We start from the raw sequence: 26,196 nt of genomic DNA on the forward strand, positions 1-26,196 counted from the left end.
ATACTGCTTTAGCAACTCTGACGTGAGGTGCGCCCAGATGCGGTCATCGGGCGCCAAATCGCGAGCCAATTGACGGAATGCCTGTCGCGCACTCGTCGTTGGTCCAAGCTTCATGATCAGCTCGACGGTGTGTCGCTCCGCTGCTCGTGTATAGCGATCATTTGCATTCGACGGCGCTACCGTAGCGATAGCCATTTCGATTGCAACCCGCTCAATGCATTCCAACTCCACAATGCCGTGGCGGTTCGATAGCTTGGACACAGTGATCCCTCGGGCGATGTGCGGGCGCACACCTTCGCGCGCGCGAGCCCGTGCAGTCTTGTGAACACGGGCCAAAGACTCGCCCAGCATCACGCGTAACACTCCCCTCCGACATCGAGGTGCCTTGGCACTTTTGACCGGCGGCGGACAAACCTCATCACCGTCGCCGGTCCTTTTATTCGGAGACGGTCGATGGAGAAGCCACGCGGCATTCGCAACAACAACCCCGGCAATGTGCGCCTGGGCGATCCCTGGCAAGGGCTCGTGCCCAAGAGTCAGCAGTTAGACAAATCGTTCTGTCAGTTCGTTGCGCCTGCCTGGGGGATTCGTGCGATCGCCATCACCCTGATTACCTATCAGGACCATCGGCGTGCGCCCGATGGAACCAAGATCGACAGCGTTGACAAGATCATTGGGCGCTGGGCGCCAGCCGTCGAGAACAACACGGTCGCATACATCCATGCGGTGGCCAGTGCACTGGGCGTAGGTGACGGCGCCGGGACAGTCAACGTCCATGACTACGCCACCATGCGGGATCTGGTCAAAGCGATCATTCGACACGAGAACGGCTTCGGACCGCGCAAAGGTGATTGGTACGACGACGTAACCGTGGATGAAGGTCTACGCATGGCCGGTGTCGTCGATCCCATCGTGCGCAAGGTGCCATCTCCAGTCGGCATCGCCGTGGCAGCGAGCGGAACCGCCGCTGCCGTAGAAGCCGTACAGCAAGTGCAGCCCTTGCTCCAGGCCACGGGCCAGGCATTCAACGCGACTGCCGGATGGCCGCACTGGCTGCGCCTGGTCGGCGCATTGCTCGTTCTCGCATCGGTCGCTTCAGTCGGCTACGCATGGTATCGGCAGCGTCGCGTCGCATCGGCGGTGCGCGCATGAAGTCGCTCGTAGGTTGGATTTTCCTGGTGTTTCTCGTACTCGCGATCATCTTCGCGTGTGGATACGGCATGTCATCGCGTACACACGCGGGTGCCGTGGACGATGCCAAGACCAAGGTCACGAAATGCGAAGACATGCTCGACGTCTCGAGCCGCCAGGTACTGGCGATGGGTACTCAGTCGAAAGGTCACCTCGACGAGCTAAAGGCCGCACGCGAAAACGCAGTGCGCGCGCTTGATGAGCGGGACGATGCACGCGGGCAGCTCGGCAAGAAAACGCAGGCTAGACAGCACGCCACCCAACAGGTTGCTTATGAAACTCCCGACTGCAAGTCCCTGGCTTCTATTCCTGTGTGTCCTGCCCTTGCTGAGCGGCTGTGGGGAGGACAGGGTCAAGTCGCAAGCGGTGACACTGCCCCAGATTATTGAAGTACCAGTCGAGGTCTATGTGCCGCTGGATCGCACGCTGACCTCGCCGCTGACCGAACCCGCTCCGCCACCTGCACGCTGCTCATTTCCGGACCTGCGTCCGGCTGTGTGCGCCGCCGATGCATTGGCGTGGATTGAGCAGTGGCGAGGGCTACTCAAGCAGGCCAATGCTGATCGAGCTACCGCAGCAAAGATCACAGCCACACCGAAGGGAATCCAAGATGGCAGATGACATGGATCGTGCACAGGCAATGGATGGTTTCGACCGGGAGGTCGCACTATCCAACATGCGTTCGCGCCTGACGGCGGCGAATCTCCCGCGTGACTCCCGTGTCGACGGACTGTGCATCGACTGCGATGACCCCATTGAGCCAGCACGCCTCGCCGCGCTGCGAGGCACTACCAGCCGTTGCGCCGATTGCGCGCAGCAGCTTGAGCAGCGCAACAGGATGGTCCGATGACGATTTCAGTGGAACTGTGGCAGTTGCTCAGCGCCCTCAGCACGGTGGTTGCCGTGCTGTTCGCCCTGGGAAAGATGCTCCTTGCGCAAATCAAGGCGTCCCTCGATCAGCGCTTCGCCACGGTCGAGAGCCAGGCTGAATCCTGGCAGAGCCTAGAACGTGAGTTCCTAAAGTTCCAGGCGGAAATGGCCGTGCAGTACGTGAGACGCGAAGACTACGTGCGAGGTCAATCCGTGATTGAGGCGAAGCTGGATGCCATCGCCAGCGAGCTAAAGCGTGTGCAGATCGATGGCGCCAAACAGGGGAATCTACGATGACGCTGGATATGGATAAGGTGCGCAGGGAATCGATCCGGTGGACGATCCTGCTCACGCTCAACAATGGACGCCCGACCTACCTCTACGAAGAAGTGGTTCTGGCGGTGGTGCAATCGGTGTACCCCGATGCCAGCGCTCTGGAAGTTCGTCGCGAACTGGATTACCTGGAGGAACGCCTCCTAGTGCACATCGTGCGAGAGCCCAATGGGCGGTGGCGTGCGGAGCTGAAGCGGTATGGCATCGACATCGCCGAATACACTATCGACTGCGAGCCCGGCATCGGTCGCCCATCGAAGTATTGGTGATCCCATGCCACGGCGATCGAAGATCGAAATCCAGCCATCCGACATCCGCGAGCGGATCGACCTCCTGCTTATCAATGCCGGTTTCTCCGGCTACGACTGGTTGGTAGAACGCATCCGCGACGAGATCGGTGCAGATGTCGGTGGTAAGTCGAGCCTGCAGCGCTATGGCAGCCGGTTGCAACGCCGGCTATCTGCCGTGAAGGCCAGCACTGAAGCCGCTCGAATGATCACTCAGGCGGCGCCGGATGAAGCTGATGAACGTAGCAACGCAATCATCAGCCTCGTTCAGACGGAGATATTCGACGCCCTGCTTGCAATGCAGGAAGCCGAAGAGACTGCCGATCCGGGCAAGCGAATCGAGGTGCTTGGCAAAGCCGCCAAGAATATCGCCACACTCACCCGCGCCAGCGTTACCCGCAACAAATGGGCGGTCGAAGTGCGCACGGAAGCCCGCGCCGAACTGTTGCGCGAACAGGAAGCCAATCTGGAAGAAACGGCTCGCGCGCAGGGCATGGACGCTGACCAGGTTGAGTTCTGGCGCAAGAAGGTCTTGGGGATCGTCTAATGGCCCATGTGATCAAGCCGCTGGCCACAACGCTCCGCACCGTCGAATGGGACGAACTGCCTGCCAGCGTCCGCGAGGTACCGGACGACTTCAACCCGATTGCCAGTGGTGTGTTGATGGCGCACCAGTCGGCGTGGTTGTCGATCCGCGCCTCGATCAAAGTGGCGAAGAAGGGACGCCGCACGGGCATCACCTTTGCCGAGGCCCTCGACGATACGATCAAAGCCGCATCGCGCAAGGCAGCGGGCGGCGACAATGTGTACTACATCGGCGACACCAAGGAAAAGGGCCTCGAGTTCATCGGCTACTGCGCGAAGTTCGCGCGGGTAATCGCCCAGGCCCAGGGCCAGGGCGTATCCGCCATCGAAGAGTTCTTGTTCGAGGACCAGGACGAAGGTGGCCGCACCAAGCACATCACCTCGTATCGCATCCGATTCGCCAGTGGTTTCCAGATTGTCGCGTTGTCATCGCGACCAGCGAATATTCGTGGCCTCCAGGGCAAAGTGGTCATCGATGAAGCCGCCTTCCACCCAGATGTTCAGGGCGTATTGGATGCGGCGACAGCACTCCTCATCTGGGGCGGCGAGATCGTCATCATCTCCAGCCACAACGGCCGCGGCAATCCATTCAATCAACTCATCACCGACATAGAGCATGGCCGTTACGGCGCCGACGCGCAGGTATTCAACGTCACCTTCGACGATGCCGTGGCCAATGGGCTGTACGAGCGCGTATGCCTGATGAAAGGCTGGATCGCGACGGCCGATGGCAAGCAGCAGTGGTACGCCAAGATCCGCAACAGCTATGGCACGCGCAAAGCCGCGATGCGCGAGGAACTGGATGCCATCCCCCGTGATGGAAATGGCGTCTGCATTCCAGGAATTTGGATCGAGCAGGCCATGCGCCCTCATCGACCTGTGCTGCGGCTCATCCTGGATAGCGACTTCACGGCCAAGAGCAACGCAGAGCGCGAGTCCTATGTCGCGGACTGGATCAGGCGAAACCTCAAGCCCTGCTTAGCGATGCTGAATCCGAAGCTTCGTCATGTCTTCGGGCAGGACTTCGCGCGTCATCGCGACTTCTCGGTCATCGTGCCGATTGCGATCGAACTCGACATGCGACGGTCCGTGCCGTTCGTCATTGAGATGCAGAACGTTCCTACTCGCCAGCAAGAGCAAATTCTGTGGGCATTCATTGACGGTCTGCCGCGCCAAAGTGGCGGCGGCATGGATGCTGGCGGTTCGGGTGAAACCACCGCCGAGTACACGGGCGATCGCTACGGCGGTGGGATCAAGCAGATCAAGCTCAGCCGCCCCTGGTACGGAACGTGGATGCCAAAAATGATCCAAGGTTTCGAGGACGGCATGCTCGAGATTCCCCAAGACGAGAACCATGCCAGCGATATTCGCTCGGTGGAAGAGATCGATGGCATACCGATGGTGGGATCGGTACGTCGGAAAGACCTCAAAGACCCCGAGCTTCATCGGCATGGCGACTTTGCGATCGCGCTTTGTCTTGCCTGGTTCGCGACACTGAATCTGTCCTCCGCAATCGAGTTCGCGTCGGCTGGGCCGCGCGCCAGCCAATCCCTTGACGAGGCCATGCCCAGTCGCTTCAGGGACACCGGCTTTGGCAGTGTGCCGGGCGGTAACGATTTTGGAGGGTTCGCATGAGCGACCAACAGATAAAGCCCGAGCTCAATCGGGAAATAGCGACGACCGCCGATGGCGTCGATATCACGCGCGGCTATGTCGGCCCGCTGCTAACACCGTACGACAGCATCCTGCGCAACCGTGGCGGCGACCTCACCGTCTATGAGCAGGTCTTCTCCGATCCCGACGTAAAGGCTGCATTCGGGCAACGGCAGCTGGCTGTGACGAAGTGCGAATGGCAGGTTGAAGCGGGTGGGAAGCGCGCAATCGACAAGGCTGCTGCTAACTTCCTGCGGGATCAGCTGCAGGCTATCGGCTGGGACAACATCACGACGAAGATGCTCAACGGAGTGTTCTATGGCTACGCCGTCTCCGAACTGATCTATGAGGTTCAGGGAAATCGCATCGGCATCAAACAGGTAAAGGTTCGCAACCGCCGCCGCTTCCGCTTTGGCAAGGAAATGGACCTGCGCCTGCTCACCTACGAACACATGCTCGAAGGCATTCCGGCAGAAGCACCGTATTTTTGGCATTTCAACGTCGGTGCCGACAATGACGATGAGCCGTATGGCCTTGGTCTGGCGCATTGGCTCTACTGGCCCGTGCTATTCAAACGCAACGGCCTCAAGTTCTGGCTGATCTTCCTGGAGAAGTTCGGTATGCCCACCGCCGTGGGTAAGTACGACCCCAACGCCACGGACAGCGAGCGCGCCCGCTTGCTGCAGGCGACTCGTGCCATACAGACCGATAGCGGCATCATCATGCCCAACGGCATGGAGCTGGCGCTGCTCGAGGCAGCACGTAGTGGCACGGCCGATTACAAAACGTTGCAGGACGCCATGAACGCGACCATCGCCAAGGTCATCCTGGGGCAGACGGCGAGTACCCAGGGCACGCCTGGCCGAATGGGCAACGACCAGCTGCAGGGCGATGTACGCGCGGACATCATCAAGGCCGATGCGGACCTGATCTGCGAAAGCTGGAATATGGGCCCATCACGCTGGCTCACCGAGCTGAACTTCCCAGGCGCGGCGGTGCCGCGCGTGTATCGCGTTACCGACGAGCCGGAGGATCTGAAGCACCGTGCCGACCGCGATAAGGGGATTCGGTCGCTCGGCTACAAGCCCACGCTTGCATACATCACGGAGACGTATGGCCAGGGCTGGGAACCTGCCAGTGAGCCAGCACCGATCGACCCGAATGCGCCTGCCGGTGGCGTGCCACCACCGGCAGGCGCGCAGTTCGCGGAAGCTCCCGCCCAGTCGCTAGACCCACCGGCGCAGATGATCGATCAACTCGGCGACAACGTGACGCGTGCGACCGACGAATGGCTCACCCAGGTCCGCACTTTCGCGGGACAGGTCGATTCCCTGGAAGCGTTACGTATCGGCCTGCACGCGCTGTTGCCTAACATGACGTTGGATCAGTATGCGGTCGCAATGCAGGAGGGTTTAGCTGCAGCATCGCTTGCCGGGCGGTACGACGTTTTGCAGGAGATTGCAGGTGGCTGACGGTTCCGTCGCCTACGGCTCGCTGCCCTTCAAAGAGCAGATCGCGTTCTTCCGGGCGAAGAAGAACGTCCTAACGGATAGCTGGACGGACCTGTGGCAATCCGAACACGATCACGGGTTCATGGTCGCCGGTGCGAACCGCGTCGACCTGCTTGTCGATCTGCGTGCTGCCATCGACAAGGCGATAGCCGATGGCACCGGTTTGGAGGCGTTTCGCCGCGACTTCGACAAGATCGTCGCGACATATGGCTGGCAGTACAACGGCGGCCGCAATTGGCGCACGCGCGTCATCTTCGAAACCAATTTGCGGACGAGCTACGCCGCCGGACGCTACGCGCAGCTGCAGAATCTCAAGAGGGTGATGCCGTACTGGCGCTATCGTCACAGTGATGCCGTCGTGCATCCACGCCCATTGCACCTGTCCTGGAACAACTTGGTTCTACTGGCGGACGATCCGTGGTGGGATGGGCACTTCGGACCGAACGGTTGGGGATGCCAGTGCACCGTCGAGGCGCTCGATGCGCGCGGTTTGAAACGCTTAGGTAAGACTAAGCCAGACACGGCGCCACCCATCGATATGCAGCAAGTTACCGTCGGCAAGAATGGTCCCCATCCCATAACCGTGGAAACACCTGCAGGCGTTGATCCTGGATTCGGCTATACGCCGGGCAAACGAGCTTTCGAACAGTTGACCCAAGGCCTCGTGACGAAGGCAGCACGTTTGCCGGCTGCGCTGGGGGCAGAGGCAGTGTCGCCGGTCCTCACACTGCAGCGCGCGCAGCAAGCTCTCGACACAGCGTTCGAAACCTTCCGCATGGCGGTGGCTGCTGGAAACGGCACAAACGCATCCAGTGTCATGGTGAGCGCATTGGACCCACTCCTGGTTCGCTCGCTCGTCGCGGCGGGCATAACGCCATCGAATGCATCGATTGCCGTCGACGCCTCTGTCGTGGGCAACATCGGCGGTGGCCTTCCGCTGGCTCTTCGAAGTGCGCAGGCTGTGCTACTTGATCCGGCGACCGGTCAGCTGCTGTTCGTCAGTAGCGCTGATGCCAACGGGACCGTTCGCGTTATCCCCATACGGATTGCGGACACCTCCCAGAGCACGAATGTCGCCTTGGGTGATGAGGATGTTCGCCTCGCCATATTGCGCGACCGCTTGCGTAGGGGTGAACTGCAGTTGGTTCAGGGGAAAATTTGATGGCAGGCGCTCGCATTGAAGTGGATCTGGATGCAAGCACGACGATTGCTGCATTGGATTTCGTTGCTGGGCGCCTTGATTCGGACGGCGTGCAGCTGCTGCTCTTGCATATCGGCGAGTACCTGGTGGGATCGACGCGCGATCGCGCGGCCCAGCAACGTGATCCGGATGGTCACCCGTGGGTTGCCTTGTCGCCGTCATACCGGCGGTGGAAGGCGAAAGTGCGTCCCGGCGTAAAGATGCTCAAGTTCGACAATCACATGATCGGCGATCAGTTCACCCACCAACTCGAAGATGGTGGTTCTACGCTGCTCATGGGAACGAATGCTGTGTACGGTGCAGCTCAGCACTTCGGTCCGCGGGATGGCATGCATGGACCACCCGCACGTCCTTGGCTCGGAGTTAGTCAAGAAGACGAAGCGGAGATCATCGCCATCTCCCGCGATCACCTGTTGTCGGGTCTGCAAAAATAGTGATGTCCTGTAACCGCCCCTGTGCGCGTTCCAGAGGCGTGCCCGCAACCAGCGTGCGGGTCTGAGACCGCGAACGTGTCAGACAGCAGTTAGCGCGCGATGTCGGCCGTCTACTGAGCCCTTCGTCGTCGTGCATGGTGACTCGCGCACACGAGTGACGTGGAATCTGATTGTGAACTGGGGCCAATGACCTTCGATGGCGTCATCGCGACGATGGCGCCATGAAGAACCCCACCGGACTCGCGATCTTCCGTGCTGGTACCCACACCAGTACCGATGGCCGCACTATCGAATTCAGCGATGCGGATCTCGCCGAGATCGTTGCGAGCTACAACCCTTCACTCGCGGAAGCACCACTCGTCGTGGGTCATCCTTCGATGGACGCTCCTGCTTACGGCTGGGCGAAATCGCTGCGCGTCGACGGCGATGTGCTTTACGCCGAGCCCCACCAGGTCGAGGAACAGTTTGCCGATCTGGTCAATGCCGGACGCATGAAGAAGATCAGTGCGTCGATCTATCTACGCGACGGTGCGGGCAACCCGACACCGGGCAAGCTCTACCTTCGCCACATCGGCTTTCTCGGTGCGCAGCCTCCCGCCGTTAAGGGCCTGCCCAATGCGCAGTTCGCCGAGGGCGACGGCGCGGTCGAGTTCTCCATGCCTGGAACCGCGATCGGAAACGTCCTGGTCGATGTCCTTTCGCGTGTTCGCGATTGGTTCGTCGAAACCCAAGGTGCAGAAAAGGCCGATCAGATTATTTCGCAATGGCAGCTCCGGTCGCTGGATGCATGCATAGCACGTGGCGACGACGAGACCGTGCCGACCTATGCCGAACATGTCGTCGGCACACACCTGGAGACCAAGATGGACCCGAAAGACAACCCGGTTCAGTTCGCCGAACGCGAACAGTCCCTCAATGCGCGCCAGACGGAACTGGAGAGTCGCGAACAGGCCATCGCGGACCGCGAGGCGGCGACGCGTCGCGCTGATGCAGTCGCCTTCGCCGACAGCCTGGTTGCTGCCGGCAAGCTGCTGCCCAGGCACAATGCGCCCGTCGTCGAGCTACTGCTCGTCCTGCCGGCCGGAACGGCGATTAACTTCGCCGAGGGCAATGACCAGGTCAGCAAACCCGGCCCCGACATCCTGCGTGAACTGCTAAGCAGTCTGCCCCCGCAGGTGAACTACGCGGAGAAAGCGGGCGCCGTCGGCGCACCAGCCACCGTGGAGTTCGCTGCACCGCAGGGCACCGTGGTCGACGCGACGCGCTCCGACGTCTATTCCCGCGCCAAGCAGTTCCAAGCGCAGAACCCCACCGTTGATTGGCTCGCCTGCGTGCGCGCGGTCGGCGGTTGATCCTTTCCCCAGGAGCCGACTGCCATGTCGCAATCCCATTCTTTGCTCGCGCTTTCAGTCCTTGCGACCGCCACCGTGGGCGCAAGCCTCTTCGTCACGGCCGGTGGTGCTATTGCCACCGCTGCCGGCAATGCCTTCGGTGTCTCGCGAAGCGATACCGCGACCGGCGCTCTGATCCCGACAGACGTACTCGGTACCGCCGAGGTCATCGCGGGCGGCCCAATCAATCCGGGCGCCTACGTGCAAGTCGGTGCCGGTGGCAAAGCCGCCGCGCGCACGACCGGTATCTCAGTCGCCATCGCCCTAGAAAAGGCCACCGCCGACGGTGACCGGATCGAGGTTTATCTGCTCCCGAACAGTCCGGCGTAAGCCAAAGCTGATCGGTCTACCCATAGTTAGGAGAGATCCATGAATCAGATGAATCCCGGCCAGGCACGCATCGTCGACCCGATTCTGTCGACGCACGCGCTCGGCTACAGAGGCGCAGGCCTCGTGGCTCGATCGTTGTTCCCGATTGCGTTCGTTGCGATGTATGGCGGCAACGTCATCGAGTTCGGCAAAGAAGCATTCAAGCTTTACAACAGCCGACGTGCACCTGGTACGGCGACCAAGCGCGTGTCGTTCGGCTATCAGGGCAAGCCCTATGCGATCGTGCCGAGTGCCTTGGAGGCACCGGTGCCCCGTGAGCTGATGCGCGATGCGAGTCAAGTTCCGGGCATCGACCTGGGCAGCCGTGCCGTCAATATGGTGCTGCGGTCGATGAATCTCGAACACGAATATAACTGCGCGCAACTTGCACGCACGGCCGGTAACTACGACGCGAACCACAAGTTGGTACTGACCGGTACCAGCCGTTGGACCGGAAGCCAATCCAATCCAAGCGTCGACGTGCGCAACGGCAAGGAAGCGATCCGGTCGACAATCGGTGTGTATCCGAACACAGCGATCCTCTCCGCCCGCGCGTTCGCGGCGTGCCAGGAGAACCCGAAGATCCTCGACCGCACGAAATACACGAGCAAGGATTCGATCACCACCGACATTCTCGCCCGTATGTGGGGCCTGGCTAAGGTCGAGGTCGGCGAAGCCGCCATTGCCGATGCCTCCGATACCTTCGGTGACGTGTGGGGTAACGATGTCGTACTCGCATACACGAACGTCAGTTCGGACGCGAACGTCGAAGAGCCGAGCTTCGGCTACACGTACACGATCGATGGGAATCCCCTTGTCGAGCAGCCGTACTGGGATAACAGCGCGAAGGCCTGGATCTATGGCGTCAGCTTCGACAACTCTCCGGTCCTCTCCGGTATCACGTCCGGCTTCCTGATCCAGGACGCGGGCGCGCCCGCCGCGTAAACCCTCCACGCCGACCGGTACTCGGTCTATGTCATGCCGCCACCGGCAATCGGTGGCGGCCCGCCTTCGGAGCATCGCAATGAAGTACATCGTCGTAGGTTTGATCAAGCAGAAAGGTGAGGTGTTGAAGATCGGCGATACCGTCGAATTCACGGATGACGAAGGCGAGCGTCTGGTCAGGGACGGCTACCTTCTGCCTGCGGCCAAGGAAGCGCCCGCTGCTGCAGCCAAGCCCACCGTCGAAGCCAAACTTGCGAAGCCTGCAAAAGCAGCCAAGGCGTCCAGCGCTGCCAACCCTGCAGTAGCCACCAAGCCCGCTGACGGCAACGGCTGATCGCCTGCATGTACGCCTCATTCGCCCAACTTGCCGACGCCAAGCTCACCCGTGAACTGGCGCAAGTGGCCACCGCCGACAGCGCTATCGTGATCGAGGATGCGCTAATGGAGGCCAGCCTCCGTAATGGCGATCGCAGTGCCTGGTCGTCAGAACAGATCGCCCTTGCGGACGATGCCCTGGTCCACATCGCACGCGGCATAAAATCGGCCGATGACCTGATCGACGGATACCTGCGTAATCGCAAACCGGTGCCCTATACCGTGCCGTTGAATCCTGTGCCCGATCTGGTCGCGCTGTGGTCACAGTGGATCGCCCGCTACCTATTGCACAAGGATCGCTACGGCACTACCGACCAGACCGATCCGGTGGTCCGCGATTACCAGCAGGCGTTGAAATTTCTCGGGTTGACGGCGGATGGCAAGTTCTCGCTTGGTGCGACCGATCCGCTGCCGCCTGCCGGTTCGGGGATGCCGGAAATTAGTGCGCCTGAGCGTGTGTTCACGATGGATACGTTCCGAGACTTCGGCACATGAACACGGCACCGTTCAATACCCAGCCAATCATCGACCGTCTGCGCGAGAAAGTGAAAGCGCTTCGACAGGTCGCCGGTGCCGGCGACTATGCAGCCGTAAAGAGCCTCAGCGATTTTCCTGTGCCATGCGCTTACGTCGTACTCGCTCGCGAAAAACCGCAGACAGTACCGGTGGGCCACGCCCCTCGGGGTAGTCAGGTACCGGTGGCGCAGATCGTGCGCGTGACCTTCGGTGTGGTGGTCGCGGTGCGCAACTACCGCGAACAGCGTGGTGCCCAGATAGGTGTGGAGCTGGAAGCCATCGTTGGTGACATTCGCCGCGCACTCCTGGGCTACGTGCCAGACGTCGCCGGCGCAATCCCTTGCCAGCTGATCCAGGGCGACCTCAACGACTACAACGCCGGTACCGCCCTATGGACGGATGTCTGGCAAACCCAGCAATCCATCGGAGTGATCGCATGAAAGTGACGCTGCTCAAACCCCTCACCGTCGGCGACCAGCCCAGAGCTGTCGGTGATGTTGTCGAGGTCGACGACATCACGGTGGCCTGGTTGGCCGAACCCGCACGCGGCGTAATTGCGCCGTTGCCCGTCATCACCGGTAGCCGCAAGAGCACCGGCACGGAGTCCGCAACATGAGTAACGAAACGTACTTCAGCCTGCAGGGCGAGATCTGGATGGCCGACCGTGATCCTGTCACGGGACTTCCGGGCAAGACCCGCTGGGTGTTCAACGTGCCGAAGTTCGAGATCACGCTGTCGGTGGAAACCGACGACGTGATCGAAAGCTATAGCGGCAACCGTCTTCTCGATGACCAGATGGACAAGAGCAAGAACGCGAAGGTGGCCATGACGTTGCACGGCTGGTCACTCGCCAACCTTGCCACTGGTTTGTACGGTGCTTCGGCGAAGATCGCGAGCGGCTCGGTCGTGGGCGAGATACTGCCCACAGCTCTGGTTAACGACGACTACATCCAGCTCAATCGCCGAGGCATCAGCAACCTGGTGGTGACAGATAGCACGACGGGTACGCCACTTCCTGTACCGGCGGAGAAGTTGAGTCTTTTCCGCCCGAACAGCGGCATCGTTCGCGTGATCGACAAAGGTGCATTTGTTCAGCCGTTCAAAGCGTCATACGACTATGCCGAAGCCGATCTGGTGACGATGTTCACCCAAGCGGCACCGCCCCAGCGGTATGTGGTATTCGACGGCATCAACACGCGAACCGGCGCTGCGGTCGTATGCGAGCTGTATCGCGTCAAGTTCAATCCGCTTAGCACTCTGGCGCTGATCAACGAAGCACACGGGACGATTGATCTGGAAGGCGCCTGCCTGTACGACCGCATGCGCTCGGCCGATCCGCAGCTGGGTGGTTTTGGTCGGTTCGTACAGCCCGGAGCGGCTCCCTAATGGCGCGCAAGATCCCAGCGCCCGATAGATCATCGGCGCCCGAGGAGGGCGCCGATGATCTATCGATCCTGCATCCCGACGTCACGCTGCCGATCGGCGGCCGGACGATCGTCGTGCAGGAGTATCGATTCGTTGCTGGACTGATGGTGAGGGCAAAGGCGATTCCGCTGACGAAGGCACTCCAGGTTCAGATCGAGAGCGGCGATGGCCTGGTCGAAGACATCCTCGATGTCCTTGCTGGGAACTCGGTCCTAGTCCGCGAGCTGATCCTCGATGCCATTACTGGTGCCGATGATCTCCAGGTGCGGATGGATCTGAGTCGGTGGATCGACCAGTTGGACGACGCCGACGGCGAACTGCTGTTGCTCACCTGGTGGGGAGTGTGCGGCCATTTTTTTATGCGTCAGATCGCTCGGCGCCTGCGTCAGAAATTGGTGCGCCAGATCGATCTGGCTCAGCAAAAGCTAGATGGAGCGACATCTATGCCTGCCTCATTGCGTGCGGACACGGAAACGCCGGATACCTCGGCGCCCGATACACCGCTCGCCAGCTGACGCTTCTCTACGCCGCCGAATTACGGCGTCGCAGAGCCGCGCGTGCGGACAGCGTTGAAGACATCTCTACCGCTTACAGCGGCTGCAAGAGCAAGAAGGGTGCGAAGAACATGCTCGATTTCATCAAAGCCCTTCGCGATATCCCGAACTTCGGACCCAGAAAATGACCGATCGCAACCTCGAAATTGCGCTCCGGATCAAGGCCGATCTGGAGTCCGCGCGAAAGAACCTCGACGATCTGCGCAAGTCGGTGAAGGCGGTCGGCGATGCCGGCGCGGATAGCGCCGATCTGCTCAGTCAGGCGAGTCAGCGCATCGACGACATGGCCACCGAGGCCGGTACGCTGAACCAGACGCTCGACCAGACCGGCAAGGTGATGGATAGCACCGGCACCAAGGCGTCTTCGCTGGGTCGCCAGGTTGCGATGCTCGGTCAGAACCTCGCTTCGGGCAACTACGCCGGCGCAGCGGCGAACATCTCCACCATCGGAATCGCCAGCAAGGCGACCGCGATAGCCACCGACATCATGGCCCTGAGCATTACGGGTGTTGTCGGCATCGTCGCCCTGCTCAGCGTGGCTGCGGTTCAGGGCTACCTTGATTCGAAACGCCTTTCCGAGGCACTGATCACCACGGGCAATTACGCCGGTGTGTCGGCGTCTCAGATCCGCGCGATGGGTGACGACATCGGGCAGGCTACGGGCAAGTACGGCCCTGCTCGCGATGCGCTTTTGGCATTTACCGAGTCCGGCAAAGTATCGGGCCAAGTGCTGGCAACCGCGAGCCAGGCCGCCGTGGATTTCGCCATCGTCACCGGCAGGAGCATGGAACAGTCGGTTGCCGCGATATCCAAGTTGGGCGACGACCCGGTCAAGGCGAGCCAGGCACTTGATCAGCAGTACCACTATCTCAGCACATCAGCGCTGCTGCAGATCGAGCGCTTCCAGGATGAAGGCAATGCCGCAGCTGCTGTAGCCCTTGCATACGATGCCCTCGGCGAGACGATGGCGAAGCGCGCTGCGCAGATCGAGGCCGGTCGCGGAACGTTGCAGCGCACCTGGGACTTCATCAAAGAGGCCGGGAGCTACTACAAGGATAAGGCGCTTAGCGTCGGTGCTCCTGAGCAGGATATCGACAGACTGCAGCGGCTACAGCGAATTGCCAACGAGTACGCGCGGCAAATCGAGACCATCAAAGCTTCGGGCACACAGTCGACTACGTTGGGTTCCTCCGGCGCATCAAGATTGACGACGCTTCAACAGCAGCTCGGTGAGGCAACGGTCGCTTATCATGCTGAAGAGCGTCGTCAGGCTGAGGCCGATGCTTCTCGCAGGCAGGAGACTGACAATCAGAACACCACGGACGCAGGAAACAAGGGCGTCGATGTCCTCCGGAAGGCCACAGAGCAATACAAATCCGCGAGTGACAAATACGACGATCGCGTCAAGGAGCTGACGAAGGCCGCCGCCGCCGCGCTGAAGGCTGCGCCGAACGACGCGGACACCATCAACAAGCAACTCGCTGCCTCATTGGCGGGTGCAAAAGACCAGTACGAGAAAAGCCTGCCCAAAGCAGCGGCCGGTCCGCGCGTGACCGATAACACGAAGCAAGCTCTGGCGGCACAACAGCAGCTGATCCAGTCGCTGCAGCAGCTGCAGGGTCAGCTCGATCCCACGGCTGCTGCCTGGGCGAAGTACAACGAGACCGTCACGAAGGCCGACGCCCAGGCCGCGTTGGCCAAGCAGGGTAAGGGTGCCAACGTCGCCGGCATCGAGGCGGAGCGTACGGCCATCGTCCAGTTAGCCGCGGTCATACGCGACGCGGAGCTGGACAAGATCGCGGACAAGAGCCGCGAGGCGTGGGAGAAGCTTCGCGAAAGCCTGCGTACGCCGACCGAAGTAAAGATGGAGGCCGCTGTCGCGCAAGTCCAGCAGCTCAATGCCCTGCTGGCAGCGGGCACCATCACGGCACAGCAATATCACGACGCCATCGAGCGCGTCGGTAAGAATTCAGTGACGCCGCCGCCGACCTACCAGGGGGCGGATGCCGCCGTCGGTGGTGTCGACGGCGAGCTGCAGAAGAACATCCGCGCTGGCCAGGCGCTCGATGCGTGGCATGCGACGCAGCTGGCAGCCAACGAAACGTTTCGTCAGCAGGACATCGCGAATGAAGAGGCGGCCAACGCACAGAAGCTGGCGATCGAAGAGCAATTCAACGCGCAGCGCGCGACGATCGAGCAGGCGCGCAACCAGCTGACCTTGAAGACCGCCGCAGCAGGCTTTGGTCAGCTGGCCACGGCCGCGAAGGCCGCCTACGGTGAGCAGAGCCGGCAGTACCGCATCGCCTTTGGGCTTCAGAAGGCGGCCGCCCTGGCGCAGTCCATCCTGGCTATTCAGACCAGCATCGCCGAGTCGAGCAAGATCGGCTTCCCGATGAACATCGTGACGATCGCCGGTGCGGTCGCCCAGGGCATCGGCGTGCTGGCTACGATCAACAGCACCAGTCTCAACGGGTATTCCGAGGGCGGTTACACGGGGCCGGGCGGCAAGTACACGCCTGTTGGCGTCGTGCATGCGGAAGAGCATGTAAGCCGCCGGGAAGTTGTCCGCCAGCCAGGCGCACGTGCATTCCTCGACGACTTCAATCGCAACGGTATGTCGGCCCTGGCCAGGCACGCGCCTGGCTACGCCGATGGCGGGTTTGTGCACCCGCTGGCCAGCGCGCCGGCGGCACCCTCCATTTCGTCGCCGAATAGCCCCACACCCACGCCGGATGCTGGTGGAAGCGGCGCCCCTGCGCAGATCAATCAACGCATCGTCGTTGGCCTGGATGATTCCGCGCTCGATGACTGGGCGACATCGTCGAGCTTTGAGTCCGCCGTCAAGGTGGTCATCGGTAAGAACCCCTCATTTGTGAAACAGACGGTAGGACGCTAATGGCATACGAGATTGGCTTTGTCGACAACTCCGGTGGCGTGCTTGCGCACCACGCGATGCTCGCGAAGATCAAAACCTTTGCCGAGGCGAACGGATGGGTAACCCTTCGATACGACACTATTTCCGCGATGCGTGAGCTGATCATGCGTGGTCCGGGGTTGTCGGGCGAAGACCAGATATTCATCGGCTTTCGCTCGTACCACGACGTCAACGCCGACTACTACAATCTCTCCAGTGCGGGATTCACAGGCTATGTCGCCGCGAATGCGTTCACAGCGCAGCCCGACTACATCGAGAGCGGTATCCCCGCGCATAACCAGCGGATCGACTACTGGCTAGTGGTCAATGCTCAGCGGATCGTGTTTGGTCTAAAGGTCGGCACGCCCGTGTATGAGAGCGGCGGCGCTGGCTTTTTCTTCCGATACGCCACGCCAGGCCAATATCCGTATCCACTGTTCGTCGCCGGCATGCTCAACGGCATTCCCGCCACCCGCTTCTCCGATACCGCGCACTCGATGCCTTACAAGGGAGCGCGCGCGAACCTTCGTATGCGTTTCGTTGACGGCTCATGGCTTCAGCCAACCACGTTCCCCTGGAACAGCCAGGAAGTTGCAGGCAATACGAATTCGATCCGAGATACAGGGGGCGTCTACATGCTCATTCCCGTCGCCTTGTGCGATGCCCTGAACATCTATGGGGAACTCGACGGCATTTACCACATCAGTGGGTTCAACAACGTCGTGGAGAACACGATCACGCTCGACGGGAAGACGTACGTCGTCATTCAGGACGTTTCTCGCACCGGCTTCACCGATTACTACGCGTTGGAGCTTTCGTAATGGCCTATTCGTTCGGTCAGGCAAACGATCTGCCATCGCTGATGTCAGCCTTGCTGACCGCATGTGCAAACGGCGGATGGACTGTGAATGGACAGATTGCATCCAAAGGCGATTGCTTTGTAAAACTCGCGGTCGTCGGTGCGTTCATCGAAGCGACCGCTGGTCTCGGGGTGGCCGGAACCACGCTGACCACGCCGACGCCGACGCCTGTACGCCTCCAGGCCGTCACATCGGTGCAGCTGCTCGATTGGCCCGTTGCTTACTACGCACATGTCTTCGATACCGAGGTCTACTTTATCGTCCGGTATGGCGTCGATCGCTACACATACCTTGCGTTTGGGCAGAGCCCGGTCCCCGGACTCCCAGGCAAAGGCGTTTGGATTACGGGCTTTCCGCCGACCAACCCCCAAGGCTTAATTACCTACAACAACAACCCGCCCTATGGCGGCCGCCTGCAGGATTACAACGGCTTCGTTTCTACGGGGCCATTCTGGATCGATAGCCCATCGAGCAACACAAACACCTACGTTCACTACGGCCTGGATGGGAATGTGTGGAGTGCGGCTACTACGTCTGGTCGGATCGTCGCCGGGAACTGGATTGCAGGCTATCAATTCGCGGCACAACCCAACAAATGGAATGGCGAGGCCGTACTGCTTCCCATCCAACCGATCGTAGACCGTCCGTCGAACAAGACATCAATGGTCTTGGATCTCGCCAACGCGCGGTACTTGCGTATCAACAACCTGGACCCCGAACAGGTCATCGCTATGGGGAGCGATAGATGGAAGGTGTACCCCTTCTATCGAAAGAATGCGGCCGCGCCGAATGGCGGCAGTGGCTCTGGCGCTGATCACTCCGGCACTTTCGGCTGGGCAATGCGGTACGACGGAGCCTGATCATGGTCGCGATTCTCGGTGCCCTAACTCGTGGGGTTCGCGGCGGCTACGTCAACGGCCTACTCACGTCGCGCATGCAGGACTTCACCGCCGATTACTGGCCCAGAAGTACCGCACGCATGGCGCGCAAAAAAGCAGGCGCCTACGTGTCCAACGTCCCCGTCGACGCGCCGTCACATCCGCTTGTCGGCTATCGACCCGCCTCCTATTTCAGAGACTTCTATTTTCGCGTTCATGTTCGCCCCTCGCTCCTCGACATGGGAAACCTGATCACCAGCCAGGTTCGTACCGTATCGGTCTGGAACGCGTGGCCTGATCGCGCCCTGACTCTGCAGGATGTGGAGAAGGTGAACGCCGATGGCATTTCGGCAACTGGTCCTGGCGAATTACCGCTCAACTTCAATCCCCTGCAGGAGCGCCAATGGCAGATCGCGGTGGATACGAATGGTCCGCCGCTGATCGACGCCAGGATCAATTGGTTGTTCGCCGGCATGACGCCCGTCACGGTGCAGATCACCGGCAACCGACTCGTTGCCTGGACAATCCCGCCGCGCTGGCACAACGGCATGCTGGAGCGGCTGGAATGGTTTAGCGAGGAACAGCAGGCCGTCGCCGGCAACCGGGTCGTATATCCCTTGCGCGATTCCCCTCGGCGCACCTGGGAGTTCGATGTCCGCGTGGCCAACGCCGATCGATGGTTGCTGGAGTCGTCGCTGTACGACTGGTCCGCGCGTAACTGGGCTTTCCCCGTTTCACCCGATCACCAGCTTCTGAAGACGGCATTAACTTTTGCGTCCGTCAGCATTCCGATCGCTACCACCTCCCTGGACTACACCCCGGGCGGCTTGGTGATGCTTTGGAATAGTCCGACGCAATACGAGCTGGTTGAGGTGAGCGGCGTCGCGGCGAACGCGTTGTTGCTGACTCGGCCGACCGCTAATGCCTGGCCACAAGGGACACGCGTCTATCCGGTGCGCATCACACGTCTATCGACCCGCCCGCAGCTGCAGCGACCGACCACTCGCCGGGTAGATGCCCATGTCGTGATGGAGGCTGTCGAACCCTGCGACTGGCCCGCCATTGCACCGCCCACAACCTATGCCGGCTACCCGGTGTTGGAGCATCGAGCCGAAGTAAGCACGGTACCCACAGCCATCTACGATCGCGACCTGACGGTGCTTGATGGTGGAATCGGTCCGGTGAGCGTACGCGATGCTACCGGCTTGGTTTGGGGCAGCCAGACGCACGTATGGAAACTCTATGGTCGTGCCGATCGCGCCGCACTACGTTCCCTCATGTACTACATGCAGGGGCGCGTGGGTCAGCTGTGGCTCCCCACCGGGCAAGACGATATCGAGCTGACGGCCATCGCCAGTGCCGCGTCTCCGGTCATCACCATCGCCTGGTGCGGCTATAGCCGATTCCTGCATGGCCAGCCTGGTCGTAAGCGAATCCAGATCGAGCTGGTCGACGGTACGGTGCTGTACCGCGCGATCACGAACTGGATCGAGATCGATGCGACCACTGAGCAGCTCAGTCTGGACGCGTCGCTCGGTCGGGATGTAACGCCCGCGCAGGTGGCCTCGATCAGCTATCTGGCTCTTTGCAGTATGGCGTCGGATGCCGTGGAGATCCAGCACGTCACCGATAGCGAAGGCCAGGCAATCTGCGTTGTTCAATTCGCCCAGGTGCCCGGCAATGAGTGACGTCGAACTCTACGAATTTCGTCGCGGTACGGTAGCCTGGCGTTACACCAGCCGCCGCAAGCCCCTGGTCTACCAGACCCAGACCTATGCGCCGGCGGCGATGAGCCGTGGCGAGATCAGTCAGTCAGCCGAACTGCAGCGTTGTGCCCTCGATATCACGGTGCCGCTTGATCTTCCTGTCCTCGGCCAAATTCAGCCGGTCGCGACGCTGGAGAAGATCAGCGTACTGGTACGCCTTTTACCTGCTGGCGACACAGTCGCGCGCGGTATCTGGGGCGGCCAGATCGCCAACGTTGAGGACAATGACCGTCGCGCGATCATTCATTGTTTACCGCCGTCGGCCGCATTCCGCACCACCGGCCTTCGCGGTTGCTGGCAGAAGAACTGCCGGCATTCGCTCTATGGCGCGCGATGCGGAGCGAATGCCGAAGCCATGCGCGTCAATGGCATGCTCATCGCTTCGACAAATGCCTCGGTGTCTTCGGCCGCATTCGCGGCATATCCCGACGGTTGGTTCGCCGGTGGGTGGATCACGTGGATGGCCACGTCGGGTCTTCTCGAACGTCGATTCATTACCGATCACACCGGTGCAACGTTGAAGCTACTCACGGCCGCGAACGTCCCCGTAGGAACGGTCGCCGCCGCGTATCCCGGATGTAACCACACCGGGCAGCATTGCAACGACAAGTTTCACAACATCCCGAATTACGGTGGGCAGATGTACATCCCGCCGAAAGTGCCCTTCAACAACAATCCGGGGTTCTGAGATGTGGATTATTCTCATAGCCGTGCTCGCATCGCTGATCTATGTCTACGCCACGATGCCATCCGCGCCAAAGACCAAGCCGCCCGCGCTGGAGGATCTCAGCGTGCCGACCGCAGAAGACGGCCGCGAGATCATGGAGGTCTTCGGTGAGCTATGGATCGAAGACAACAACGTGCTGTGGGACGGCAACCTACGCACCTCACCTATCTATACGAAGGCGGGGGGCAAGTGACGACCATGCGAATCGTGAAGATTCCGGCGTCGGTGGTGGCCGTATGACGGAGGATGTGATCGTTACCCTGACCCACGTCCGGGAAGAGCAGTTTTGCGCCAGTGGCAGTCGTGCCTGGTTCGTTCGCCACGGCCTCGATTGGCATCAATTCCGCCATCACGGACTGCCCGCAGCTTCGTTCGAGGCAACCGGCGATGCCTTGGCGATGCGCCTGGTGCAGCGTGCACGCGAGGAGGCGACAACTCATGGGCGGTAAGGGCGGCAAGAAGGTCAAAATCGGCTATCGCAACTCGATGGGCATTCACATGGGGTATTGCGCTGGCCCCATTGATGCATTGCTGGAAGTTACGGGCGACGGCAAGACAGCCTGGGTGGGTGAGCAGACCACATCGGGTGTTATCACCATCAATGCGCCGAACCTTTACGGTGGCGACACGAAGGAAGGCGGGCTGCAGGGTAAGTTCACCGTCATGATGGGTGAGGCGACCCAGGCGCCAAACGCTTATCTCGGGCAGTACCAGGGCGGACTCAACCCCGCGTATCGGGGTCTGTTTACTGCCGTATTCGATGGCGAAGTAGGCGCGATCACGCCGTACGTGAAGCCGATAGCGGTTCGCGTACGGAAAGTGCTGAAGGGTTGGGCCAATGACGATTGTTGGGAGCCGACGCTCGCGCAGGTTGGTCGCGGGATGAACCCCATCCACATCATCATGCGGTGTCTGACCGATCCCGATTTTGCTGCTGGCATGAGCCGCTCGGACATCGATCTGGTCAATTTTCGTGCGGCGGCCGTCAAGCTCAAGGATGAGGATTTCGGGCTCTGTCTGGGTTGGCGCCGCAGTACGCCTGTGGACACGTTCATCGGCGAAGTGTGCGATCACATCGGCGCGATGATGACCGAAGATCCGGAGACACTGTTGCAGCAGATCGTGCTGGTGCGCGGCGACTACGACGTCAATGCCCTGGTGCAGGTCGACGAGAGCAACATCACGAAACTGGTCCGTTTCCAGCAAACGCTGCTCACCGATACGGTCAATGAGGTCACCGTCAAGTACCATGATCTGGCGGCCAAGAACGATGCGAACACGGCCCCGGCGCAGAACCTTGCCAACATCCAGGCGCAAGGCCGTGTCGTCAACCAAAGCACCGAGTACGCAGGCTTCTATAAAGGAGAGCAGGCCAATCGTGCCGCAGTTCGCGATTGCCATGCCAAGAGCGGGCTGCCCGCATCGGTTGACCTTGAGGTCTTCAGCAGTCTGTGGCGCATCAAGCGCGGCGACGTCATCGCATTTAGTTGGAAGCGTAAGGGCATCGTAAAAATGCCGCTGCGTGTGTTGGAGGTCAATCGCGGTGATCGGCCCAATCGACCGATCAAGCTGACCTGCGTGCAGGATTCCTACGGTTTGCCGCTGACGACGTTCTTGGCAGTGCAGCCGAGCGGCTGGCAGGCACCTGACACCAAGCCCCATCCACTGCCGGCTCAGCGTGTGATCGAGATGCCTTATCGCGACCTTGCGCGCCGTTTGCGCACGGCCGACATGCAGGTGCTTCCTGCGGACGCTGGCTACCTGCTCGCCCTGGGCGCTCGCGCTGCCGGTGTCGCCTACAACTTCGACATTGTGTCTCGGGTGGGGTCAAATCCCTACGATGACGCAGGTTCCGGCGATTTCTGTCCTGGCGGCCTATTGGGTGCGGCGATTGGTCCACTCGACACCGCCATCGTGATCACCAGCCCCGTCGACCTTGACCTCGTTGACGTGGGCGACGTGGCACTACTCGATAGCGAAGAGGTCCGCATCGATGCCATCAATACCTCGACTGGCGCGATAACGATCGCGCGCGGCGTTGCCGATACCGTTCCCGTAGTGCACGACGTCGGCGCGCGTCTGTGGTGCTACGAGGATCGCGCCGGCTATGGCGAGACGGAATATGCCGGTGGCGAGACGGTCCAGGTCAAACTGCTTACGCGCACAGCGGAGGGTCGACTCGATCCGGCGCTGGCAACGGCGCTCAGCTTGACCTTCAACGATCGGCAAATCCGTCCGTATCCACCGGGCAACCTGAAGATCCGTGGCGCACGCTATCCGGTCGTTGTCGAGGGGGCCCTGGTACTGACCTGGTCGCATCGCGATCGCGTCCTGCAGGCTGATCAGCTGATCGACACGCTGCAGACTGACATCGGTCCGGAGCCGGGCACGACCTACACGGTTGTAGTGCGACTTAACGGCGTCGTCGATAGCACGAAGACGGGCGTCGTCGGGAACACGTTTACGCCGACAGTGAGCGCCAACGGTGCGGTCACGGTCAGCATCTCGGCGGTCCGTGCGGGTAACGCCAGTCTGCAAGCGCTGAGCGCGAGCTTTCAGTACGTATTGCCCCTGGTGCTTAGCGGCGATGCGCCGGATAGCTCGCCGGGCGCTGCCTACAACTTCACCTACACCGCATCAGGCAGCGTGACCCCGTATACGTGGAGCATCGTGAGTGGCCAGCTTCCCACCGGCGTGTCGCTCAATCCCAGCACCGGTGCACTAACGGGAACCACCACGACCAACGGCACCTTTTCGTGGGTGGTTCGGGTAACGAGCAGCACCGGGGTTTTCAAGGATCTGAGCGATAGCTCCATCGTTGCCAGCGGTGTGGCCTCACGCTATTGGCGCATTTACATCACGGCGGTCGACGCCGCGACGGATGGGTATACGCAGATTGCACGCCTTCGCCTGATGCTGGGTGGCAATGAATTGCCTACCAACGGTTACACAGCCACGGCGTCCTCGAACTATTCGGGATTCGATCCGGGCAAGGTGTTGCAAAGCACGGTACCGTCGACCAACACGGATACGTGGGCCACTGCAACAGGCAGTCCCGTACCGTGCTGGCTGGCGATTGATTGCGGCACGTCGGTGAGTGCCAGTGCGCTGATGATGTACGGCGCGGATGGCTTCACAGCGACGCGACGCTACCCGAAGGATTTCAAGATTCAAAGGTCGACGGACGGAAGCACGTGGGTCGACGTAACGACAGTAGTGGGTGCATCCAGCCCGGCAAGCGCAAAGCAGTACTACACGATTAGTTAAGACGGGGCGCCGTGCTGCTGATACAGCACGACCCCTTTCCACGAGAGAGCGTGGATCGAGCGAGGCCCCTTCCGTGATCACGGCGAGGTCGAGCTTAAACACCCGCGTTCTCATATGTGGAGACAGTCATGGCTCAGCCGATCGTTCCGTGGCTTGGTGGCAAGCGCCGCCTGGCTGATCGGATATTCAAGTTCTTTCCCAATACGCATAGTTGCTACGTCGAGCCGTTTGCTGGCGGCGCGGCGTTGTTTTTCCTCAAGCAGCCCAGCGATGTCGAAGTTCTCAACGACATCAATGGCGACCTGATCAACCTTTACCGGGTCGTGCAGAACCACCTGGAAGAGTTCGTCCGGCAGTTCAAATGGGCGCTCAGCAGCCGCAAGGTGTTCGAGTGGCTGAAGATGACCCAGCCCGAGACCCTGACCGATATCCAGCGGGCGGCGCGCTTCTACTACCTCCAGCAGAGCGCGTTCGGCGGTAGGGTCGACGGGCAGTCCTACGGGACCGCGACGACCACGCCGCCCGGCCTGAATCTCCTACGGATCGAAGAGACGCTGTCGGCGGCCCATCTACGGCTAGCCAGTGCCTACATCGAGCATCTGACCTGGTCGGGGTGCGTGGCCAAGTACGACCGGCCCCACACGCTGTTCTTCATGGACCCGCCGTATTGGCAGACCGAAGGCTACGGCGTGGACTTCGGTTGGGAGCAGTACGAGGCGCTGGCCAGCTCGCTCACCGCGATCCAGGGCAAGGCCATCGTCACCCTGAACGACCATCCCGACATCCGCCGCCTCTTCGCTGGTTTCCACATCGAGCAGGCCAGCCATTCGTACACGGTGGGTGGCGGTGGGCGGGCCAAGGATGTTCAGGAGGTACTGATCTTCAGCTGGGACGTGGACGCGGAGCCGGCCGGGCTGTTCTGACCGCACTCGGCTCCCAGACGCTGAGACAGGGTCGGCATATCGTCTCGGGGATGGTGATCTGGACGAACTACAGCTACGGGTATGAGGGCCGACTCGGCCACCATGACCGGCCCTTTGCCCGTATCCGGCAGGTGAAGGGTGGCTGGGAGTTGGTCTGGCTCTATGGTCCCCGCAAATGGCGGCCTACGTGGGCTCGGTCGGCCGCGACCCACGAGCGCATGGCTGAGAGATACGTGGTCCGTCATGAGACCCATATCCGAGCGCAGATGCCGCGAGACCTTTATGACCCCGGTTTCAGCCAGGCCGAGCTGGATGACCTCTTCTGGCCGGGCTACAAGTCCGGCAGGAAGTCGCGCCCCAGGCATGGTTAGCGGCGCCGGTATCCGCAATTCCATTGCAGAATGTGCAACGCTCGGGAACGTGGAGTTATATCAACCCTTCAGGCTGGAATATCGCGATTCGCTACAGAATGGCGCCCCCACTTCCCACCCCCCATCCCCCATCCCCACCCCGGACAAAATTTCCCTTGCCGCCAAAGCCATCGTACGCAACGCTTGTCCCGCGATCCGCCAAAGGGGAATGGCTTGTCCAGCGAGACCGACTTTCTCGACCTGTACCAGAAACTGGGCGTCAGTCCGGGTTGCGACGTGGCGGAGTTCAAACACGCGTATCGCCGGCACATCGCGCAATTGCATCCCGATCGCGTGGGAAATGCGTCCGGCGACGCGGGCGAACTGCAACGGGTGATCGCGCAGTACGGCGCCGCCATGGACTTTCTGCGCCGTCATGGACGGCTCCCCGGTGCGGCCCCCAGCCGCGGCGTCGCGGCGAACGAGCCTGTCGTTCCGCAGCGCGTCCCGGAACCCAGGGCGGCACCGCCGCGCTTCCGCGCGAGACTGGTACTCATCGGCATCGTGCTCGTCGTGGGTATCGTTCTGTGGCAGCTCGATCCTTTGGCGCCAGCGGGCGACAGTGGCACCGGTACCGCTCCGGAAGATGTGGAGAGCAAACCCGCCAGCCATACCAACGTGTCCACCATCGCACTGGGCATGTCGCGGGATGAAGTGCGCGCCATCGAAGGCGAGCCGATGATCATGCACGACGATCAATGGGACTACGGTCCGTCGTGGATCCGTTTCGAGCATGGCGAAGTGGTGGACTGGTACAGCTCGCCCATGCATACGCTGTCCACGCCCAGCGCGCGTCCGGGCAGGTGAATCG

General features: G+C 61.0%; 28 protein-coding genes. All 28 read left to right on the forward strand.

The window, feature by feature from the left end; all coding sequences use genetic code 11:
* The first annotated feature begins 453 nt into the window (after window positions 1-453).
* The 28 genes from AC3IR3_RS09525 (at window position 454) to AC3IR3_RS09660 (ending at window position 26,192) form a co-directional block, all read left to right on the forward strand.
* On the forward strand, window positions 454-1,152 hold the full coding sequence (locus tag AC3IR3_RS09525) for a hypothetical protein (RefSeq protein WP_489196640.1): 699 nt from the start codon (window positions 454-456) through the stop codon (window positions 1,150-1,152).
* On the forward strand, window positions 1,149-1,580 hold the full coding sequence (locus AC3IR3_RS09530) for a hypothetical protein (protein ID WP_489196641.1): 432 nt from the start codon (window positions 1,149-1,151) through the stop codon (window positions 1,578-1,580). The genes AC3IR3_RS09525 and AC3IR3_RS09530 overlap by 4 nt, the downstream gene beginning before the upstream one ends.
* A gap of 221 nt (window positions 1,581-1,801) precedes the next feature.
* The gene (locus tag AC3IR3_RS09535) at window positions 1,802-2,041 is read left to right on the forward strand and encodes a TraR/DksA C4-type zinc finger protein (protein ID WP_489196642.1); all 240 of its coding nucleotides are present in this window, start codon (window positions 1,802-1,804) and stop codon (window positions 2,039-2,041) included.
* A complete protein-coding gene (locus AC3IR3_RS09540) occupies window positions 2,038-2,358 on the forward strand; it encodes a hypothetical protein (RefSeq protein ID WP_489196643.1) in 321 nt (106 codons plus the stop codon). The genes AC3IR3_RS09535 and AC3IR3_RS09540 overlap by 4 nt, the downstream gene beginning before the upstream one ends.
* The gene (locus AC3IR3_RS09545; protein ID WP_489196644.1) at window positions 2,355-2,663 is read left to right on the forward strand and encodes a hypothetical protein; all 309 of its coding nucleotides are present in this window, start codon (window positions 2,355-2,357) and stop codon (window positions 2,661-2,663) included. Before AC3IR3_RS09540 ends, AC3IR3_RS09545 begins: the two co-directional genes overlap by 4 nt.
* 4 nt (window positions 2,664-2,667) lie before the next feature.
* Complete coding sequence (locus AC3IR3_RS09550) at window positions 2,668-3,228, forward strand: DUF3486 family protein (RefSeq protein ID WP_489196645.1); 561 nt, start codon at window positions 2,668-2,670, stop codon at window positions 3,226-3,228.
* A complete protein-coding gene (locus AC3IR3_RS09555; RefSeq protein WP_489196646.1) occupies window positions 3,228-4,901 on the forward strand; it encodes a hypothetical protein in 1,674 nt (557 codons plus the stop codon). The genes AC3IR3_RS09550 and AC3IR3_RS09555 overlap by 1 nt, the downstream gene beginning before the upstream one ends.
* Entirely contained in the window at window positions 4,898-6,391 is a 1,494-nt protein-coding gene (locus tag AC3IR3_RS09560; protein ID WP_489196647.1) for a DUF935 domain-containing protein, read from the forward strand. Before AC3IR3_RS09555 ends, AC3IR3_RS09560 begins: the two co-directional genes overlap by 4 nt.
* Window positions 6,384-7,592, forward strand: a complete 1,209-nt coding sequence (locus tag AC3IR3_RS09565; RefSeq protein ID WP_489196648.1) for a phage head morphogenesis protein — start codon at window positions 6,384-6,386, stop codon at window positions 7,590-7,592. Before AC3IR3_RS09560 ends, AC3IR3_RS09565 begins: the two co-directional genes overlap by 8 nt.
* Window positions 7,592-8,065: a phage virion morphogenesis protein gene (locus tag AC3IR3_RS09570; RefSeq protein ID WP_489196649.1), complete on the forward strand. Its 474-nt coding sequence runs from the start codon at window positions 7,592-7,594 to the stop codon at window positions 8,063-8,065. Before AC3IR3_RS09565 ends, AC3IR3_RS09570 begins: the two co-directional genes overlap by 1 nt.
* A gap of 221 nt (window positions 8,066-8,286) precedes the next feature.
* A complete protein-coding gene (locus AC3IR3_RS09575) occupies window positions 8,287-9,417 on the forward strand; it encodes a hypothetical protein (protein ID WP_489196650.1) in 1,131 nt (376 codons plus the stop codon).
* Window positions 9,418-9,441: 24 nt separating this feature from the next.
* Window positions 9,442-9,786, forward strand: coding sequence for a capsid cement protein (locus AC3IR3_RS09580; RefSeq protein ID WP_489196651.1), 345 nt, complete (start codon window positions 9,442-9,444; stop codon window positions 9,784-9,786).
* Window positions 9,787-9,825: 39 nt separating this feature from the next.
* Window positions 9,826-10,770 carry a hypothetical protein gene (locus AC3IR3_RS09585; protein WP_489196652.1) on the forward strand — a complete coding sequence of 315 codons (945 nt, stop codon included), beginning with the start codon at window positions 9,826-9,828 and terminating at the stop codon, window positions 10,768-10,770.
* A gap of 79 nt (window positions 10,771-10,849) precedes the next feature.
* On the forward strand, window positions 10,850-11,104 hold the full coding sequence (locus AC3IR3_RS09590) for a hypothetical protein (RefSeq protein ID WP_489196653.1): 255 nt from the start codon (window positions 10,850-10,852) through the stop codon (window positions 11,102-11,104).
* Window positions 11,105-11,112: 8 nt separating this feature from the next.
* A complete protein-coding gene (locus AC3IR3_RS09595; RefSeq protein ID WP_489196654.1) occupies window positions 11,113-11,640 on the forward strand; it encodes a gp436 family protein in 528 nt (175 codons plus the stop codon).
* Window positions 11,637-12,101, forward strand: coding sequence for a phage tail terminator protein (locus AC3IR3_RS09600; protein WP_489196655.1), 465 nt, complete (start codon window positions 11,637-11,639; stop codon window positions 12,099-12,101). The genes AC3IR3_RS09595 and AC3IR3_RS09600 overlap by 4 nt, the downstream gene beginning before the upstream one ends.
* A complete protein-coding gene (locus AC3IR3_RS09605; protein WP_489196656.1) occupies window positions 12,098-12,277 on the forward strand; it encodes a DUF7210 family protein in 180 nt (59 codons plus the stop codon). Before AC3IR3_RS09600 ends, AC3IR3_RS09605 begins: the two co-directional genes overlap by 4 nt.
* Entirely contained in the window at window positions 12,274-13,047 is a 774-nt protein-coding gene (locus AC3IR3_RS09610) for a phage tail tube protein (protein WP_489196657.1), read from the forward strand. The genes AC3IR3_RS09605 and AC3IR3_RS09610 overlap by 4 nt, the downstream gene beginning before the upstream one ends.
* Window positions 13,047-13,601 (forward strand): DUF6631 family protein, encoded by a 555-nt coding sequence (locus AC3IR3_RS09615; protein WP_489196658.1) that lies wholly within the window; start codon window positions 13,047-13,049, stop codon window positions 13,599-13,601. The genes AC3IR3_RS09610 and AC3IR3_RS09615 overlap by 1 nt, the downstream gene beginning before the upstream one ends.
* 322 nt (window positions 13,602-13,923) lie before the next feature.
* Window positions 13,924-16,536: a phage tail length tape measure family protein gene (locus AC3IR3_RS09620; RefSeq protein ID WP_489225038.1), complete on the forward strand. Its 2,613-nt coding sequence runs from the start codon at window positions 13,924-13,926 to the stop codon at window positions 16,534-16,536.
* Window positions 16,536-17,375: a hypothetical protein gene (locus AC3IR3_RS09625; protein ID WP_489196660.1), complete on the forward strand. Its 840-nt coding sequence runs from the start codon at window positions 16,536-16,538 to the stop codon at window positions 17,373-17,375. The genes AC3IR3_RS09620 and AC3IR3_RS09625 overlap by 1 nt, the downstream gene beginning before the upstream one ends.
* Window positions 17,375-18,274, forward strand: coding sequence for a hypothetical protein (locus tag AC3IR3_RS09630; protein ID WP_489196661.1), 900 nt, complete (start codon window positions 17,375-17,377; stop codon window positions 18,272-18,274). Before AC3IR3_RS09625 ends, AC3IR3_RS09630 begins: the two co-directional genes overlap by 1 nt.
* Window positions 18,275-18,276: 2 nt before the next feature.
* Window positions 18,277-19,980 (forward strand): hypothetical protein, encoded by a 1,704-nt coding sequence (locus tag AC3IR3_RS09635; protein ID WP_489196662.1) that lies wholly within the window; start codon window positions 18,277-18,279, stop codon window positions 19,978-19,980.
* Window positions 19,973-20,746: a phage BR0599 family protein gene (locus AC3IR3_RS09640; RefSeq protein ID WP_489196663.1), complete on the forward strand. Its 774-nt coding sequence runs from the start codon at window positions 19,973-19,975 to the stop codon at window positions 20,744-20,746. Before AC3IR3_RS09635 ends, AC3IR3_RS09640 begins: the two co-directional genes overlap by 8 nt.
* A gap of 1 nt (window position 20,747) precedes the next feature.
* Entirely contained in the window at window positions 20,748-20,978 is a 231-nt protein-coding gene (locus AC3IR3_RS09645) for a hypothetical protein (protein WP_489196664.1), read from the forward strand.
* A 245-nt stretch (window positions 20,979-21,223) separates the two neighbouring features.
* On the forward strand, window positions 21,224-24,052 hold the full coding sequence (locus tag AC3IR3_RS09650; protein ID WP_489196665.1) for a discoidin domain-containing protein: 2,829 nt from the start codon (window positions 21,224-21,226) through the stop codon (window positions 24,050-24,052).
* Between the two features lie 128 nt (window positions 24,053-24,180).
* Entirely contained in the window at window positions 24,181-24,975 is a 795-nt protein-coding gene (locus AC3IR3_RS09655) for a DNA adenine methylase (protein WP_489196666.1), read from the forward strand.
* Window positions 24,976-25,559: 584 nt separating this feature from the next.
* Window positions 25,560-26,192: a DnaJ domain-containing protein gene (locus AC3IR3_RS09660; RefSeq protein WP_489196667.1), complete on the forward strand. Its 633-nt coding sequence runs from the start codon at window positions 25,560-25,562 to the stop codon at window positions 26,190-26,192.
* Window positions 26,193-26,196: the final 4 nt, after the last annotated feature.

The organism is Luteibacter sp. GL_149 (assembly GCF_057834065.1).

Excerpts from the sequence above, each read along its gene's own strand:
- AC3IR3_RS09555 (WP_489196646.1), top strand. The coding sequence starts at position 3,228 with ATGGCCCATGTGATCAAGCCGCTGGCCACAACGCTCCGCACCGTCGAA.
- AC3IR3_RS09620 (WP_489225038.1), top strand. The coding sequence starts at position 13,924 with ATGGCCACCGAGGCCGGTACGCTGAACCAGACGCTCGACCAGACCGGC.
- AC3IR3_RS09540 (WP_489196643.1), top strand. The coding sequence starts at position 2,038 with ATGACGATTTCAGTGGAACTGTGGCAGTTGCTCAGCGCCCTCAGCACG.
- AC3IR3_RS09550 (WP_489196645.1), top strand. The coding sequence starts at position 2,668 with ATGCCACGGCGATCGAAGATCGAAATCCAGCCATCCGACATCCGCGAG.
- AC3IR3_RS09560 (WP_489196647.1), top strand. The coding sequence starts at position 4,898 with ATGAGCGACCAACAGATAAAGCCCGAGCTCAATCGGGAAATAGCGACG.
- AC3IR3_RS09610 (WP_489196657.1), top strand. The coding sequence starts at position 12,274 with ATGAGTAACGAAACGTACTTCAGCCTGCAGGGCGAGATCTGGATGGCC.
- AC3IR3_RS09625 (WP_489196660.1), top strand. The coding sequence starts at position 16,536 with ATGGCATACGAGATTGGCTTTGTCGACAACTCCGGTGGCGTGCTTGCG.
- AC3IR3_RS09645 (WP_489196664.1), top strand. The coding sequence starts at position 20,748 with ATGTGGATTATTCTCATAGCCGTGCTCGCATCGCTGATCTATGTCTAC.
- AC3IR3_RS09525 (WP_489196640.1), top strand. The coding sequence starts at position 454 with ATGGAGAAGCCACGCGGCATTCGCAACAACAACCCCGGCAATGTGCGC.
- AC3IR3_RS09570 (WP_489196649.1), top strand. The coding sequence starts at position 7,592 with ATGGCAGGCGCTCGCATTGAAGTGGATCTGGATGCAAGCACGACGATT.
- AC3IR3_RS09585 (WP_489196652.1), top strand. The coding sequence starts at position 9,826 with ATGAATCAGATGAATCCCGGCCAGGCACGCATCGTCGACCCGATTCTG.
- AC3IR3_RS09630 (WP_489196661.1), top strand. The coding sequence starts at position 17,375 with ATGGCCTATTCGTTCGGTCAGGCAAACGATCTGCCATCGCTGATGTCA.
- AC3IR3_RS09650 (WP_489196665.1), top strand. The coding sequence starts at position 21,224 with ATGGGCGGTAAGGGCGGCAAGAAGGTCAAAATCGGCTATCGCAACTCG.
- AC3IR3_RS09580 (WP_489196651.1), top strand. The coding sequence starts at position 9,442 with ATGTCGCAATCCCATTCTTTGCTCGCGCTTTCAGTCCTTGCGACCGCC.
- AC3IR3_RS09605 (WP_489196656.1), top strand. The coding sequence starts at position 12,098 with ATGAAAGTGACGCTGCTCAAACCCCTCACCGTCGGCGACCAGCCCAGA.
- AC3IR3_RS09635 (WP_489196662.1), top strand. The coding sequence starts at position 18,277 with ATGGTCGCGATTCTCGGTGCCCTAACTCGTGGGGTTCGCGGCGGCTAC.
- AC3IR3_RS09595 (WP_489196654.1), top strand. The coding sequence starts at position 11,113 with ATGTACGCCTCATTCGCCCAACTTGCCGACGCCAAGCTCACCCGTGAA.
- AC3IR3_RS09575 (WP_489196650.1), top strand. The coding sequence starts at position 8,287 with ATGAAGAACCCCACCGGACTCGCGATCTTCCGTGCTGGTACCCACACC.
- AC3IR3_RS09590 (WP_489196653.1), top strand. The coding sequence starts at position 10,850 with ATGAAGTACATCGTCGTAGGTTTGATCAAGCAGAAAGGTGAGGTGTTG.
- AC3IR3_RS09535 (WP_489196642.1), top strand. The coding sequence starts at position 1,802 with ATGGCAGATGACATGGATCGTGCACAGGCAATGGATGGTTTCGACCGG.
- AC3IR3_RS09655 (WP_489196666.1), top strand. The coding sequence starts at position 24,181 with ATGGCTCAGCCGATCGTTCCGTGGCTTGGTGGCAAGCGCCGCCTGGCT.
- AC3IR3_RS09545 (WP_489196644.1), top strand. The coding sequence starts at position 2,355 with ATGACGCTGGATATGGATAAGGTGCGCAGGGAATCGATCCGGTGGACG.
- AC3IR3_RS09640 (WP_489196663.1), top strand. The coding sequence starts at position 19,973 with ATGAGTGACGTCGAACTCTACGAATTTCGTCGCGGTACGGTAGCCTGG.
- AC3IR3_RS09600 (WP_489196655.1), top strand. The coding sequence starts at position 11,637 with ATGAACACGGCACCGTTCAATACCCAGCCAATCATCGACCGTCTGCGC.
- AC3IR3_RS09530 (WP_489196641.1), top strand. The coding sequence starts at position 1,149 with ATGAAGTCGCTCGTAGGTTGGATTTTCCTGGTGTTTCTCGTACTCGCG.
- AC3IR3_RS09615 (WP_489196658.1), top strand. The coding sequence starts at position 13,047 with ATGGCGCGCAAGATCCCAGCGCCCGATAGATCATCGGCGCCCGAGGAG.